Raw genomic sequence first — 15,351 nt, forward strand, 5'->3', positions numbered from 1 at the left:
TCCTAGAGAGGCAGGAGGTCCTGGAGGCGAAGCCGGGCGATACGCTCCACCTGACGGCAGGCCGTTGCGAACTCGGTGTCGCGGTCGCTGTCGATGCGCTTGCGGAAGGCGTCGAGGATGGTTGCTTTGGTGTTGTCCTTGACCGCGATGATGAAGGGGAAGCCGAACTTCTCCACATAGGCGGCGTTGAGCCGCGTGAAGGTTTCACGCTCGACGTCGGTCAGGGCGTCGAGGCCGGCGGAAGCCTGCTCGACGGTCGATTCCGGCGTCAGGCGTCTGGCCTGCGCCAGCTTGCCGGCAAGATCGGGGTGGGCGGTGAGCACGCTCAGCCGTTCGGCGTCTGTTGCGGAGCGGAAGGCGCGGCACAGCGCGTTGTGCAGCCCGCCGGCGCTGTCATGAGCCGGGCCCAGTTCCAGCCCGAAAGCGCGCTCGGCGATCCATGGCGAATGCTCGAAGATGCCGCCGAAGGCCTCGACGAAGCTCGCTTGGTCCATCCGTGAGGGGCGCAGCGCCGGCGCCTTGTAAGGGTGGTGTTCCTTCCAGTGCCGGGCGATGTCGATGCGGCGCGGCAGCCACACCTTGTCGTGGCTTTTCACATAGTCGATGAAGCGCTTGAGCGCCGCCACGCGGCCCGGACGGCCGATCAGGCGGCAATGCAGGCCGATCGACATCATCTTGGCGTGGCCACCCTTGCCTTCGTCATAAAGCGTGTCGAAGGTGTCCTTCAGGTAGGTGAAGAATTGTTCGCCCTCGGTGAAGCCTGCCTGAATGGCGAAGCGCATGTCGTTGGCGTCCAGCGTGTAGGGGATGACCAGTTGTGGCGGGATGGCGTTGCCATGGCCGTCATGGTCGAGCCAGTAGGGCAGGTCGTCGTCATAGGTGTCGGAGATGTAGTCGAAGCCGCCTTCGGCTGCGGCCAGGCGAACCGACCAGACCGAGGTGCGTCCAAGATACATGCCCTGCGGCCGCTCGCCCACCACTTCCGTATGCAGCCGGATCGCCTCGACGAGATCGGCGCGCTCGGCCTCTTCCTCATGATCGCGATAGTCGATCCAGCGCAGTCCGTGCGTGGCGATTTCCCAGTCGGCCGCCTGCATGGCGGCGACCTGGTCCGGCGAACGCGCAAGCGCCGAAGCGACGCCATAGACGGTGACCGGCACATTCGCTTCGCTGAACAGCCGGTGCAGACGCCAGAAGCCGGCGCGGGCGCCATATTCGTAGATGGACTCCATGTTCCAGTGGCGCTTGCCTGGCCACGGCGCCGCGCCGGCCACCTCGGACAGGAACGCCTCGGACGCCTTGTCGCCGTGAAGGATGCAGTTTTCGCCGCCTTCCTCGTAGTTGACCACGAACTGCACCGCCACATGCGCGCCACCCGGCCAGGCTGCATCCGGCGGATTGGCTCCATAGCCGCGCATGTCACGCAGATAACGCATGTTCGACAATCTCCAGGCAGGTGATTACGATCCCAGATTATCCAAAGGGAAAGATTGGCATTCCCCCCAAAAAATTTGAAAGTGTTTTTGTGCCTCCGCCCTGCTGCGGGGCTTATGCCACGCTCTTAAATGGCGCACAATCAAACGCTGCAATTCTGGCGTACCTTGAACGGGAGGCGATCAAGTGGGAGCAAAGGCAGAGGCGGCCGGTGGCCGTCTGACCACGCATGTGCTCGATACGGCATCGGGGAAACCCGCCGCGGGACTGTCCATAGAGTTGTTTCGCATCGAGGGCGGCGACCGGATAGCGCTCAAGCGCGCCGTCACCAATTCGGACGGCCGTTGCGACGCGCCGCTGCTGGCGGGTGATGAATTCCGCGCCGGCGAATATGAGCTGGTGTTCGCGGCCGGCGACTATCTGCGCGGGCAGGGTGCGGCGCTGCCGGAGCCGGCCTTCCTCGATATCGTGCCCATCCGTTTCGGCATGGCGGAACCGAAGCACTATCACGTGCCTTTACTGATATCGCCCTACGGATACTCCACCTATCGGGGGAGCTAAAGCGATGGTCGCAGCAATACGCAACGAGCTACGCTTCATTCTGAACGATCGCGATGTGGTGCTGACCTCGGCCGCGCCCGACCAGACGCTGCTCGATTGGCTGCGCCTGTCGCGCAACCTGCGCGGCACGAAAGAAGGTTGCGCCGAGGGCGACTGCGGGGCCTGCACCGTTCTGGTTGGCAAGCGGGTTGGCGGCGACTTGGTTTATGAGGGCGTCAACGCCTGCATCCGCTTCATGGGCTCGCTGGATTGCTGCCATGTGGTGACGGTCGAGCATCTGGCGCGGAACGAGGGCGGGCTGCATCCGGTGCAGCAGGCGATGGTCGATTTTCACGGCTCGCAATGCGGCTTCTGCACGCCGGGTTTTGTCATGTCGCTCTACGGTTTGTGGATGCGCTCGCCGAACCCGTCCGATTACGAGATCGAGAAATCGCTTCAGGGCAATCTGTGCCGCTGCACCGGCTATGAGGCGATCATCCGTTCCGCGCGCGCCATTTCGTCCTATGGCGGGGCTGCCGAAGATCCGTTGGCGTTGGAGCGCAAGTCGATACTGGAGCGGCTTGCTGCCATGGACGACGGTTCCCGCGTCGAGGTCGGCGAGGATGGGGAACGGTTCATCGTGCCGGCCGATGTCGATGACCTCGCCGCCATATTGGAGGCGGAGCCGAAGGCGACCGTGGTGGCCGGCTCGACCGATGTCGGCCTGTGGGTCACCAAGATGATGCGCAACATCTCGCCGGCCGTATTTGTCGGCGGTGTGGAGGAATTGCGTTCGACGCGGGAGGAAGGCGGCGTCGTCACCATCGGTGCGGGCGTCACCTACAATGAGGCTTTCGATTTCCTGTCGCGGCGCATTCCCGCGCTCGGCGCGCTGATTTCCCGCATCGGCGGTGAGCAGGTGCGCAATATGGGCACCATCGGCGGCAACATCGCCAACGGCTCGCCGATCGGCGACATGCCGCCTGCGCTGATCGCGCTGGGCGGCACGCTCACCCTGCGCAAGGGCGCAGCCAGGCGCACGATCCCGCTGGAGGAGTTCTTCATCGCCTATGGCAAGCAGGACCGCCAGCCCGGCGAGTTCGTCGAGGCCGTGCATGTCCCGGCGCCGGGCGAGGGCGTTCACTATGCCGTTCACAAGATTTCCAAGCGCCGCGAGGAAGACATCACCGCAACGCTCGGCGCGTTCCATCTCGAACTCGCCGCCGACGGCGCGGTGAAGGCGATGCGCATCGCCTATGGCGGCATGGCGGCGACGCCGAAACGGGCGAACGCGGTCGAGGCCGCGTTGACCGGAAAGCCGTGGACGCAGGCGACCATTGAAGCGGCGATTCCCGCCTATGAGCAGGACTTTACACCCCTGACCGACATGCGCGCCACGGCGGAATACCGTATGCTGGCGGCGAAAAACCTGCTGCGCCGCTTCCATCTGGAAACATCCGGGGCCAAGGTTTCGGCGCATGTGTCGAGATATACAGCGGCGGCTTGAGCCGGCGCACGGCGCTTGCGCGCCGGGGAGGCAAGATCGATGACGAAACACGCATCAGACCTCAAGGCCGAGAAGATCGTCGGTGGCGTCCACGCCTCGCCACGTCACGATTCCGCGCACAAGCATGTCACCGGCGCGGCGATCTATATAGACGATATGGTGGAGCCGGCCGGCACGCTTCATGCCGGCCTCGGCCTCGCGAATGTCGCCCATGGCGTCATCAGGTCGATGGACCTCTCGGCCGTGCGGGCTGCGCCCGGCGTGGTCGATGTGCTCACCCATGAGGACGTGCCCGGCGTCAACGATATTTCGCCAAGCGGCATGAATGACGATCCGGTGCTCGCGGATGGCAAGGTCGAATTCCACGGACAGCCGGTTTTCTGCGTCGTCGCCGAGACGCGCGAGCAGGCGCGCCGCGCCGCAAGGCTGGCGAAGATCGAATATGAGGAGCAGCCGGCGGTCATCGACATCTGGGACCTCGATGTCGAGACGCACAGGCAGGTGACCACGCCGCTGACGCTGAAACGCGGCGATGCGGCTACCGCGCTGACGGAAGCGCCGCGCCGGGTGAAGGGGCGCATGCGCCTTGGCGGGCAGGACCATTTCTATCTTGAGGGCCAGGTGTCGCTGGCCATTCCCGGCGAGGACGAGGACGTTCTCGTCTATTGCTCCACGCAGGGCCCGAGCGAGACCCAGCATATGATCGCCCACGCGCTCGGCGTGCCGAGCCACTCTGTCGCGGTCGAGGTGCGCCGCATGGGCGGCGGCTTCGGGGGCAAGGAAACGCAGGCCAACCAGTGCGCGGTGCTGGCCGCGATCTCGGCCAAGAAACTGAAGCGCGCCGTCAAGCTGCGTCTCGACCGCGACGAGGATATGACCGCGACGGGCAAGCGGCACGACTTCGCCATCGACTACGATGTCGGCTTCGACGAGGAAGGCCGCATTCTCGGCATCGACTACACCTTTGCGCTACGCGCCGGTTTTTCCGCAGACCTGTCAGGCCCGGTGGGCGACCGCGCGCTGTTTCATTGCGACAACGCCTATTTCTTCCCGCATGTGCATGCGAAATCCGCACCACTCTACACCAACACCGTGTCGAACACCGCGTTCCGGGGATTCGGCGGGCCGCAGGGCATGGTCGGCGCGGAGCGCGTCATCGACGAGGTGGCTTTCGCTACGGGCAAGGACCCGCTGGAAATCCGCAAGCTCAATTTCTACGATGCGATGGGCGTCGCGGGAGAACGCAATCTCACCCCCTACCACCAGAAGGTGGAAGATTGCATCATCCAGCGCATCGTGGCGGAACTGGAGGAGAGCGCCGACTATGCCGGACGGCGCAAGGCGATTGCCGAATTCAATGCCGGCAGCCCGGTGGTCAAGCGCGGTCTGGCGCTGACGCCGGTCAAATTCGGCATCTCCTTCACCAAGACCGAGTCCAACCAGGCCGGCGCGCTGGTGCATGTCTATACCGACGGGTCCGTGCACATGAACCACGGTGGCACCGAGATGGGACAGGGCCTGCATCTCAAGGTGGCGCAGGTGGTGGCCGAGGAATTCCAGATCGACCTCGATCGGGTCAAGATCACCGCCACCACGACCGCCAAGGTGCCCAACACCTCGCCCACCGCCGCCTCGTCCGGCGCGGATCTGAACGGCATGGCGGCGCAGGATGCGGCGCGCCAGATCAAGGATCGCCTGATCGATTTCGCCGCCGAAACGCATCAGATACCGCGCGATCAGGTGGTGTTCCTGCCCAACCGGGTGCGCGTCGGCAACGAGGAAATACCCTTCAACGAACTGGTGCGTCAGGCCTATATGAACCGCATCCAGCTTTCGGCGGCCGGCTTCTACAAGACGCCGAAAATCCACTGGGACCGCGCCAGGGGGCGCGGCCACGCCTTCTATTATTACGCCTATGGCGCCGCCTGCTCGGAAGTGTCGGTCGACACGCTGACCGGGGAATATGTGGTGGAGCGCACCGATATTCTGCACGACACCGGCCGCTCGCTGAACAAGGCGATCGATATCGGTCAGGTCGAAGGCGGGTTTATTCAGGGCATGGGCTGGCTGACCACCGAGGAACTGTGGTGGGACGACAAGGGCCGCCTGCGCACCCACGCGCCCTCCACCTACAAGATACCGCTGGCCTCCGACCGCCCGAAGATCTTCAACGTGGAACTGACCGACTGGTCCGAGGCGTATGAGCCCACCATCCACCGTTCCAAGGCGGTTGGCGAGCCGCCGCTGCCGCTGGGCCTTTCCGTGCTGCATGCCCTGTCGGATGCGGTGGCCAGCGTTGCCGGTCACAGGGTTTGCCCGCGCCTCGACGCGCCCGCCACGCCGGAACGGGTGCTGATGGCCGTGGAGCGCTTGAAGGCGCAGGTCGCAAAGTAGCGAAGGCCGCATTGGGAACCTATCTTATGGGCATGAAAGATTTGTCTCCTTGTCGGACCGGGAAATGTGCGGAGGCATGAAGTGGCCCCGACCGTTCACACCCTGAAATCCTTCCTTTCCGGCGCGGGCAGGTTCGCGCTGGTCAGGGTGGCCGGCACGAAAGGCTCCACGCCGCGCGAAGCCGGTACGTGGATGCTGGTGTCGTCCCTGACCACATATGGCACCATCGGGGGCGGCCAGCTCGAATATATGGCCATCGACAAGGCCCGGCAGATTCTTGGCGGACGGAGTGATTCATCCACCATGCTCGATGTGCCGCTGGGGCCGGAAATCGGCCAGTGCTGCGGCGGGCGCGTCGAGGTCGAGATCAGGCCTGGCGATGACGCGCTGGCCGCGGCCCTGATCTGTGAGGCCGAGCAGGAGGATGCGATGCTGCCGCATCTCTATATTTTCGGCGGAGGCCATGTCGGCAAGGCGATGGCCGCGGCGTTGGCCCTGCTGCCGGTTCAGGCGATAGTGGTGGAGACGCGCGCCAACGAACTGGAAGGCATGGCCCCCGGTGTCGGAACGATGTTGACGCCAATGCCGGAAGAGGTGGTGCGCGCAGCGCCGGCCGGGTCGGCTTTCGCCATTCTGACCCATGACCATGCGCTGGATTTTCTGATTGTCGCCGAAGCCCTGAAGCGGCGTGATGCGGCCTATGTCGGCATGATCGGCTCAAAAACCAAGAAGGCCACCTTCCGGAGCTGGTTTGTGAAGGTCGCCGGCGGCTCTGAAGAAGAGTTTTTGCATCTCGTCTCGCCCATCGGCGGAGAGGCCGTGCGGGACAAGCGCCCGGCGGTGATCGCAGCGCTTGCCGCCGCAGAGATCATGTCTGCGCTGGCCTCGTCGCATGAAGATGCGGCGGAAGTGCGCGCCCGCCCGAACCGGAAGGCCGCGAGCGGCCTCCCGGCAAGGCATGGATAAGGCTTATTCCTTTTCCTGCGTGTGGGCTTCCAGGAACCACAGGAACTTGTCGAGCGAACGCGAATAGCCGGTGAAGATATCGGCCGTATCGGCGTCGCCGGCCTCGTCCGTCTCGTCGATGGCGGCCCGCGCATTCTTCGCGGCTGCGGCATAGGCGTCGATCAGTGCCGCCAGATGATCCTTGGTCTTGTGGATGTCGGTCGGATAGGCTTTCAGCGTACTTTCCTTGGCGACAATTTGCGACGTGCCGAGCGCGGTTCCGCCGAGCTGAACGGCGCGTTCCGCGATGGTGTCGACATGACCGTCCAGTTCGGCGCGGAAAGTGTCGAGCATTTCGTGAATGGCAATGAATAGAGGACCCTTCACGTTCCAGTGCGCCTGTTTGGTGATCAGCGCCAGATCGATGGCGTCCGCCAGCCGCGCGTTCAGAACTTCGATGGACGAGGCGCGAGTGTTGGACTTCAGGTCGTTACGGGTCTGAATCGTTGCCATTGGAGACTCCCTTCCATGATTGATCGATGCGGCGCAGCGAAACCACGCCACCTCATTCAACAATGTGCGTCTGCGAAATCGGTTCCTCAAGCACCCTGCGGCTATTTGGCAGCCATATTCCCCGGCCGCTGAGCCAGAGCTTCGCGGATAAGCCGCTGGCAGCGCTCCGCCATGAAGTCGAGTAGCAGACGCACCTTGGGGTCCTGCAGCTTCTTGTGCGGATAGACGGCGGCCAGTTGCACAGAAGCGGGCGGCGTTTGCGCAAGGATCACGCTCAGGCGTCCGTCGCGCAGATAAGGCTCCACCTCGAAACGGGGCTTGTTGACGATGCCCCGCCCGCCGAGCGCCCATTCCGTCAGCACATCGCCGTCGTCGCTGTCATAAGGGCCGCGAAACTCGAATTTCTGCGGTCCTGAAGGCGTCTGCAATATCCAGTAGAACTCGCGAGAGCCCGGATAGCGCAGCATCAGGCAATCGTGCTTCTTCTCGATGAGTTCGCCGATGCTGGCGGGCTCTCCGCGCCGCTCCAGATAATTCGGGGAGGCGACCAGCACCCGCTCGCATTCCATGATGCCGCGCAGGCGCAGCGACGAATCCTCAATGACCCCCAGCCGGAATGCGACATCGATGCCTTCCTTGAGGATATCGACATTGTGGTCGGAGAGGCGCAGGCGCACTTCGATATCAGGGTACTTATCGTGGAATTCCGGTATGCCGGAGGCGATCAGCCGGCGGCCAAGCCCCAGCGGCGCGGTGACGCGGATTGTGCCGCGCGGCTGGCCGGATAAAGCCGTGACTGCGGCTTCAGCTTCATTCACCGCATCCAGAATCTGCTTGGCTCCATTGTAGAACACGGTGCCGTGCTCGGTCGGCATGAGCTGACGCGTGGTGCGGTTGAACAGCCGCACGCCGAGGTGCTTTTCCAGCTCCTTGATCCGGTTGGATGCGACCGCCGGGGAAATGCGCATGTCGCGCCCCGCCGCCGAAAGGTTTCCAAGTTCGACGACACGGACGAATACGGCGATATTGTCGAGATAGGCCATGCGGATTTCGTGGCTTTCATGAAGCTGCGTGAAACGACGATAGTATTTTCCATTTTTTTTTGAAAGTCCTCGTGCCATTGGCCCCTTTTCGTTCAGGAACCAGTCCTTAAAGTCGTTCTCTGCCGAAAAGGGGTGGAGCATGCTGGATTTCGCGATTTTCTGGGATTGGTTGTCGTTTGCCGTGCGCTGGCTGCACGTCATCACCGCAATCGCCTGGATCGGTTCGTCTTTTTATTTCGTGGCGCTCGATCTTGGACTGCGGCAGCGTCCCGGCCTGCCTGAAGGCGCATTCGGCGAGGAGTGGCAGGTTCACGGCGGCGGTTTCTACCATATCCAGAAATATCTGGTCGCACCGGCGGCGATGCCGGAGCATCTCACATGGTTCAAATGGGAGAGCTACGCCACGTGGCTGTCGGGTTTCGCGCTGCTATGCGTGGTCTACTATGCGGGCGCGGACCTTTTCCTGATCGACCCTAACGTGCTCGATGTCTCGGTGCCGGTCGGCATCGCCATCTCGCTGGCCACCATCGGCGTCGGCTGGCTGTTCTATGACAATCTGTGCAAGTTCTCTCTCGGCAAGAGCGACACCGGCCTGATGATCGTGCTTTACATCGTCCTGGTGTTCATCGCCTGGGGGCTGACGCATCTGTTCACCGGCCGCGCCGCCTTCCTCCATCTGGGCGCCATCACCGCCACCATCATGTCGGCCAACGTCTTCATGGTCATCATTCCCAACCAGAAGATCGTGGTGGCCGATCTTATCGCCGGCCGCAAGCCGGACCCGAAATATGGCATGATCGCCAAGCAGCGGTCGGTGCACAACAACTACCTGACCTTGCCTGTGCTGTTCCTGATGCTGTCGAACCACTATCCGCTGGCGTTCGCCACGCAATACAATTGGGTGATCGCGTCTCTGGTGTTCCTGATCGGCGTGCTTATCCGCCACTATTTCAACACCGGCCATGCCCGCAAGGGCAACCCGACCTGGACATGGCTGGTCGCCGCGATCCTGTTCGTCATCATCATCTGGCTGTCGACCGTGCCGAAGGTGCTGACCGGCGAGCCGAAGGCGGCATCCGCAACCGGCGAGGTCTACATCGCCTCGACCCATTTTCCAGCCGTTCGCGACACGGTGATGGGGCGCTGCGCCATGTGTCATGCCGCCGAACCGTTCTATGACGGCATCTATCATGCCCCGAAGGGCGTGGAGCTGGACAGTGACGAGGCCATTGCTTCCCATGCCCGTGAAATCTATCTGCAGGCCGGCCGCAGCCATGCCATGCCGCCGGCCAACGTCACCCAGATGACGGACCGGGAACGCCAGTTGCTCGTCGCCTGGTTCGAAGACGGGCGCGAATGATGTAAGCCTTCCGGCGGGACAGACGCGCCGGATCGTCTTCAGTAAGTAAAGCCAGGGAATTTGCCATGACCGAAACCCTTCTGCGCGGCCGCACGCTTACTTTCCTGCGCTGGCCGGAAGCGATCGACGATCAGGGCGCATGGCGCTACGAGGAAGATGGCGGCCTGCTGGTCCGGGAAGGCAGGATCGTCGCCACAGGCTCCTATACGGAGGTAGCGGCGAAAGCCGGCGAAGACGCAAGAAAAGTCGATCACCGGCCGCATCTGCTGATGCCGGGCTTCATCGACGCGCATGCGCACTTCCCGCAAATGCAGGTCATCGCCTCCTATGGGGCGGAACTGCTGGAATGGCTCAACACCTACACCTTCCCGGAAGAAACGAAATTCCTGAACGCGCAGCATGGCCGTCGCATCGCGCGGCTGTTTCTTGACGAGATGATCCGCCACGGCACCACCACGGTCGCCGCCTATTGCTCGGTGCACAAGGAATCGGCCGAGGCGTTTTTCGCCGAGTCGCACGATCGCAACATGCTCAACATCGCCGGCAAGGTGATGATGGATCGCAATGCGCCGGATGCGCTCACGGACACGCCGCAATCGGCGTATGACGATTCGAAGGCGCTGATCGCGGAATGGCACGGCAAGGGCCGCCAGCACTATGCCGTCACGCCGCGCTTCGCCATCACCTCCACGCCCGAACAGATGGAGATGGCCGGCGCGCTGGCGAAGGAATTTCCGGATCTGCACATCCAGACGCATCTGTCGGAAAACCATGCCGAGATCGCCTACACCTGCGAACTCTATCCCCAGGCGAAGGACTATACGGACGTTTATGCACAATACGGTCTGCTGGGGCGGCGCACGCTGCTCGGCCACTCTATCCATCTTTCGGAGCGCGAGGCGGACACGCTTTCCGATATGGGTTCGGTGGCCGTGTTCTGCCCCACATCCAACCTGTTCCTCGGCTCCGGGCTGTTCGATTACCAGCGCTATCGCCGCCGGGAGAAGCCCCTGCGCATCGCCGCCGCGACCGACGTCGGCGGCGGCACCAACTATTCCATGCTGCGCACCATGGACGAGGGCTACAAGGTGATCGCCCTGCAGGGCGAGAAACTGAACCCGTTCCAGTCCTTCTGGCAGATCACGCGCGGCAACGCCGAAGCGCTTTCCATCGCCGACCGGGTGGGTACGCTGGATGAAGGCACGGATGCCGACATCATCGTGCTGGACAGCCGCGCCACCTCCGTCATGGAACTGCGCATGGAAACGGTGAAGTCGCTGGCCGAGGAGCTTTTCCTGTTGCAGACGCTGGGCGACGACCGCGCCGTGCGCGAGGTCTACGTAGCTGGAAAGCCCGCCAGGAGCATCCTGGGCGGCTGAAGGTCACGCGGCTTGACGGCGCAAGTCAGGCCGTACAAAGAAACGGCGTCAATGGGGAGGAGCCTGTGAGCGTGGACCCGAAGCCGTTTCTCACGTCGATCTTCGAAGCGGCCGTCGCCGCCGCCGATCCGGAGCGCACGATCAGCGGCCACCTGCCGGAGCGGCCCAAAGGGCGCACCGTCGTCGTCGGCGCCGGCAAGGGGGCGGCCCAGATGGCGGCTGCCTTTGAAAAGGTCTGGAACGGTCCGCTCGAAGGCCTTGTGGTCACCCGCTACGGCTATGGCGCGCCCACGACCCGCATCGAGGTGATCGAGGCAGCTCATCCGGTGCCGGACGAGGCCGGCCTGCAAGCCGCGCAGCGCCTGCTGCGGCAAGTGGAAGGGCTGAGCGAGGACGATCTCGTCGTGGCGCTGGTCTGCGGCGGCGGCTCGGCCCTGCTGCCGGCCCCGGCCGGTTCACTGACGCTCGCGGACGAGATCGCCGTCAACGAGGCGCTGCTCGCTTCCGGCGCGCCGATCTCGGTCATGAACGCCATCCGCAAGCATGTCTCCGCCATCAAGGGCGGACGGCTGGCGGCGGCGGCCCATCCGGCGCGCGTCGTCTCGCTCATCGTCTCCGACATTCCCGGCGACAATCCCGCTCTGGTTGCCTCCGGTCCCACCGTTCCTGATGCGGCCAGCCGCGCCGATGCGCTGAAGGCTGTCCAGACTTACGGCATCGAACTGCCCGAGGCGGTGATGGCGCACCTCAACTCGCCGGAAGCCGATGCGCCGCGCCCCAACGACGAGCGTTTCGCCCGCAACGAGGTGAAGCTCATCGCCTCGGCCGCCGTCTCGCTGGAAGCCGCCGCTGCGGAGGCGAAAAGGCAGGGTGTCGAGGCCGTCATCCTGTCCGATTCCATCGAGGGCGAGGCGCGCGAGGTCGGCTCCGTCCACGCGGCCATCGCCCGCGAAATCGCGACGCGCAACCGGCCTTTTCAAAAGCCGGTGCTGCTTTTGTCAGGCGGCGAGACGACAGTGACGCTGCGCTCCAAGGGCAAGGGCGGCCGCAACACCGAGTTCCTGCTGTCCTTGGCGCTCGGCGTCGATGGGTTCGATGGTATCCAGGCGCTGGCCGCCGACACTGACGGCATCGACGGCTCCGAGGACAATGCCGGCGCTTTCTGCGACGGCGAAACCGTTAAGCGCATGCGCGCGTCTGGCGTCGATGCGCGGGCCCTGCTGGCCGCCAATAATGCCTGGACGGCGTTCGATGCGGTGGGCGATCTGTTCGCGCCCGGCCCAACCGGCACCAATGTCAACGATCTGCGCGCCATATTGGTGCGCTGAAGCTTTATGTAAGCAAATACTTACATATTATGCCTACACCTCGTGCAGATAGAGGTGGTAGTCCAGTTCGTTCACCGTACGCGCGACGCGGAAATATTCGGCCTGCTTGATGGCGCAGAAGGTGTTGTGCAGATCCGTGCCCAACGCCTCGCGCAGGAACGCGGACGCTTTGGCCGCCTCGATCGCCGCCCGCCAGTCCGCCGGCATCGCGCTGTCGCCACTATCCGCCTCATAGCCGTTGCCGGTCGTCTCGGGTCCGGGATCGAGTTCGTCGTCCATGCCTCTGGCGATGCCGGCCAGAACGGTGGCGGCGACCAGATAGGGATTGGCGTCGACGCCGGAAGGACGATGCTCGATGCGCCGGTTTTTCGCGTCTCCCGCCGGCACGCGCAGGGCCACCGAGCGGTTGTTGACGCCCCATGTCGGAGCTATCGGCGCATAGGACTGCGAGACGAAGCGCCGCCAGGAATTGGCGTGAGGGGCAAACACCAGCATGGATTCGGCCATGGTTGCGGCAAGCCCGCCCAGCGCATGGAGCAGCAGCAGCGACAACGTCTCACCGGGCGTTTCGGTAAAGGCGTTCTGTCCGTCCCGGTCGAGCAGCGACACATGCAGATGCATGCCGGAGCCTGCATATTGTTCGATGGGCTTGGCCATGAAACAGGCGGTGACGCCATGGCGGCGCGCCTGTGCGCGCACGATGCGCTTCAGCATCACCAGATCGTCGGCGGCGCGCAACACATCCTTGCGATAGTTAAGCGTAAGCTCGTACTGACCGGGCGCGTATTCCGAAATAACGGTTTCGGCAGGTATGCCCTGTTCCTTCGCCGCCGCGTAAATATCCGAGAACAACGGCTCCATGCCGTGCAGGTGATCGACGGAATAGACCTCCGTCTTGGCCGAGCGCCTGCCGTCCAGCACCGCTCCCGCCGGTTGCACCTTGCCCTCGGTGTCGCGCTCATTGGCGAGCAGGAAAAATTCCAGCTCGAATGCGCCGGCCGGATGCAGGCCCTTTTCGGCAAGCTTCGCCACCTGCCGCGCCAGCGCGTGGCGCGGGTCCGAACTCATCGGCGCGCCGTCGAGGTGGTGCATGGCCAACAGCACCTGTCCGCGTGCCGGACTGGTGCCGTGGAGCGGAACGAGAGTGCCGGGGATCGGCCAGGCGCGCAGGTCGCCGTCGCCTGAATCCCAGATCAGCCCGGTCTCGTGCACGTCCTCGCCGGTGATGTCGAGCCCGAGGATCGAAATCGGCATGTGCCGGCCGCCCTGGTAGAGGCCCGTCAATTCATGGCGGCGGATGATCTTGCCACGCCCGACGCCGTTGGCGTCGGTCAGCACGATGTCGAAGGCTTCGATCTCCGGATGAGCGTCGAGAAAAGCCTGGGCTTCGCCGGGCGTCGAGCCCGAAGGGGAGGTCATGATGGGTATCTCCGGAAAGGAATGCCGATTTACCGACACGGGTAATCGACGGAAGCGGGATGATCAATCGGTGAGCCGTTTCACGACATCGCAGAAGGCGCGGATCAGCCGGTCCACCTGCGCGGGCCTCGTGGCAGGGGAAATCAGCATCATGTTGTGGAAGGGGGCGATCAGCACGCCGCGGTTGACCAGCGCGACATGGAGCGCTGCTTCCAGTTCGGGCGCATGGGCGGCTTCGGCCTCGCCGCCGTTTTTCAGTGGACCCGGCGCGCAGATGAACTCGACGCGCGCGCCAACCCTTGCGACATGCCAGGGCAGCCGGAAACGGTCGATGACGGCGGTGAGCCCGGCGTCGAGACGGCGGGCGAGATGCTCCATATGGGCGTAGTTATCCTCCGTGATCACCTCTTCGAGCGTGGCGCGCATGGCCGCGAATTGCAGCGGATTGGCCGACAGCGTGGTGCCCATGCCGGAATAGCCGGGTTCATGGGTGCGCCTGTAATCGGCGTAGCGAGAAGCGACGTCCTCGCTCATGCCCCACACGCTGGTCGGCACGCCGCCGGCCACCGGCTTGCCGAGCACGAACAGGTCCGGCTCCAGACCGTATGCCTGCGTATAACCGCCGGGGCCGGTCGAAATGGTGTGCGTCTCGTCGATCAGCAGCAGCGTTCCGGCATCGCGCGCAAGGCGGCGCAGGGCGTCATGGAAACCCGGATCGGGCAGCACCATGCAGGAATTGGTCAACACCGGTTCGGTGATGACGCAGGCGACGTCCCTGTCGGCAAGGGCTGCCTCAAGGGCCGCGATGTCGTTGAACTCCACGATCTTCGCGGTGCGCGTCAGGTCGCGGAATTCACCGGCCAGTCCCGGCCGGTTGATCGGCTTTCCGTCCTTCAGCCGCACCATGGTCTCGTCCACCGAGCCATGATAGCAGCCGTTGAAGATGAGGATCTTTTCGCGCCCCGTAACGGCGCGGGCGACGCGCAGCGCGAAGCGGTTGGCGTCTGTGGCCGTGGTGGCGATCTGCCAGAAGGGCAGGCCGAATTTCTCCTGCAACAGCGGACCGATGGCCAGCGCATCGTTTGAGGGCAGCATGTAGGTGAGGCCGCGCCCGGCCTGCCGGCGAATGGCGCGCGCCACCGGTGGCGGCGAATGGCCGAACATGGAGCCGGTGTCGCCAAGGCAGAAATCGTCCAGCCGGTTGCCGTCTATGTCGGTGATGGCGGCGCCGCGCGCCTGATCGACCAGTATGGGAAAAGGCGTCGGCCAGTCCTTCATCCAGTGCATCGGCACGCCGTCGAGGAAGCCGGCAATGCCGTTGCCAAGTCTGGCGGCGGTTTCGGGGCGGGCCTTGCGGAATGCTTCCGCCTCCCTCTCATGCAGAGCTTTTATGCGCTCCCTCCCGATGCCGCCCTGCAAGTGTCCGCTGCCTGCCATTTCCCGTCCATGATCAACAACCGGCTTCACTATAGATGGGCGTTTTCGCACG

General features: G+C 63.9%; 12 protein-coding genes. 7 read left to right on the forward strand and 5 right to left on the reverse strand.

The features are described 5' to 3' along the window. Positions 1–2: 2 nt before the first annotated feature. Complete coding sequence (gene puuE / locus ABID44_RS03910) at positions 3–1,436, reverse strand: allantoinase PuuE (RefSeq protein ID WP_354150370.1); 1,434 nt, start codon at positions 1,434–1,436, stop codon at positions 3–5. 184 nt (positions 1,437–1,620) lie between these two features. Here puuE and uraH point away from each other — a divergent pair, with 184 nt between their 5' ends. The 4 genes from uraH (at position 1,621) to xdhC (ending at position 6,841) form a co-directional block, all read left to right on the forward strand. After that, complete coding sequence (gene uraH / locus ABID44_RS03915; RefSeq protein WP_354150371.1) at positions 1,621–1,995, forward strand: hydroxyisourate hydrolase; 375 nt, start codon at positions 1,621–1,623, stop codon at positions 1,993–1,995. 4 nt (positions 1,996–1,999) lie between these two features. Next, positions 2,000–3,481 carry a xanthine dehydrogenase small subunit gene (xdhA, locus tag ABID44_RS03920; RefSeq protein WP_354150372.1) on the forward strand — a complete coding sequence of 494 codons (1,482 nt, stop codon included), beginning with the start codon at positions 2,000–2,002 and terminating at the stop codon, positions 3,479–3,481. A gap of 39 nt (positions 3,482–3,520) precedes the next feature. After that, a complete protein-coding gene (gene xdhB, locus ABID44_RS03925) occupies positions 3,521–5,875 on the forward strand; it encodes a xanthine dehydrogenase molybdopterin binding subunit (protein WP_354150373.1) in 2,355 nt (784 codons plus the stop codon). Positions 5,876–5,956: 81 nt separating this feature from the next. Next, positions 5,957–6,841: a xanthine dehydrogenase accessory protein XdhC gene (xdhC, locus tag ABID44_RS03930; protein WP_354150374.1), complete on the forward strand. Its 885-nt coding sequence runs from the start codon at positions 5,957–5,959 to the stop codon at positions 6,839–6,841. A 3-nt stretch (positions 6,842–6,844) separates the two neighbouring features. Here the strand turns inward: xdhC and dps are convergent, their stop codons facing one another. Together dps and ABID44_RS03940 are read right to left on the reverse strand one after the other, a co-directional pair. Next, positions 6,845–7,333, reverse strand: a complete 489-nt coding sequence (gene dps / locus ABID44_RS03935) for a DNA starvation/stationary phase protection protein Dps (protein WP_354150375.1) — start codon at positions 7,331–7,333, stop codon at positions 6,845–6,847. A gap of 101 nt (positions 7,334–7,434) precedes the next feature. Next, a complete protein-coding gene (locus tag ABID44_RS03940; protein ID WP_354150376.1) occupies positions 7,435–8,376 on the reverse strand; it encodes a LysR family transcriptional regulator in 942 nt (313 codons plus the stop codon). Positions 8,377–8,515: 139 nt separating this feature from the next. Between ABID44_RS03940 and ABID44_RS03945 the strand changes: the two genes are divergently transcribed. From ABID44_RS03945 to ABID44_RS03955, 3 genes are all read left to right on the forward strand, one after another. Continuing rightward, positions 8,516–9,736, forward strand: coding sequence for a urate hydroxylase PuuD (locus ABID44_RS03945; RefSeq protein ID WP_354150377.1), 1,221 nt, complete (start codon positions 8,516–8,518; stop codon positions 9,734–9,736). A 65-nt stretch (positions 9,737–9,801) separates the two neighbouring features. Continuing rightward, the gene (guaD, locus tag ABID44_RS03950; RefSeq protein ID WP_354150378.1) at positions 9,802–11,115 is read left to right on the forward strand and encodes a guanine deaminase; all 1,314 of its coding nucleotides are present in this window, start codon (positions 9,802–9,804) and stop codon (positions 11,113–11,115) included. Positions 11,116–11,180: 65 nt separating this feature from the next. Continuing rightward, on the forward strand, positions 11,181–12,443 hold the full coding sequence (locus ABID44_RS03955; RefSeq protein WP_354150379.1) for a glycerate kinase type-2 family protein: 1,263 nt from the start codon (positions 11,181–11,183) through the stop codon (positions 12,441–12,443). Positions 12,444–12,476: 33 nt separating this feature from the next. On the opposite strand, the gene ABID44_RS03960 is transcribed toward ABID44_RS03955, so the two are convergent. Both ABID44_RS03960 and ABID44_RS03965 read right to left on the reverse strand, forming a co-directional pair. Then, entirely contained in the window at positions 12,477–13,862 is a 1,386-nt protein-coding gene (locus ABID44_RS03960; RefSeq protein ID WP_354150380.1) for a glutamine synthetase family protein, read from the reverse strand. Positions 13,863–13,925: 63 nt separating this feature from the next. Continuing rightward, on the reverse strand, positions 13,926–15,299 hold the full coding sequence (locus ABID44_RS03965) for an aspartate aminotransferase family protein (RefSeq protein WP_354150381.1): 1,374 nt from the start codon (positions 15,297–15,299) through the stop codon (positions 13,926–13,928). Positions 15,300–15,351: the final 52 nt, after the last annotated feature.

It is taken from the genome of Aquamicrobium ahrensii (assembly GCF_040545755.1).
Classification (GTDB): Bacteria; Pseudomonadota; Alphaproteobacteria; order Rhizobiales; family Rhizobiaceae; genus Mesorhizobium; species Mesorhizobium ahrensii.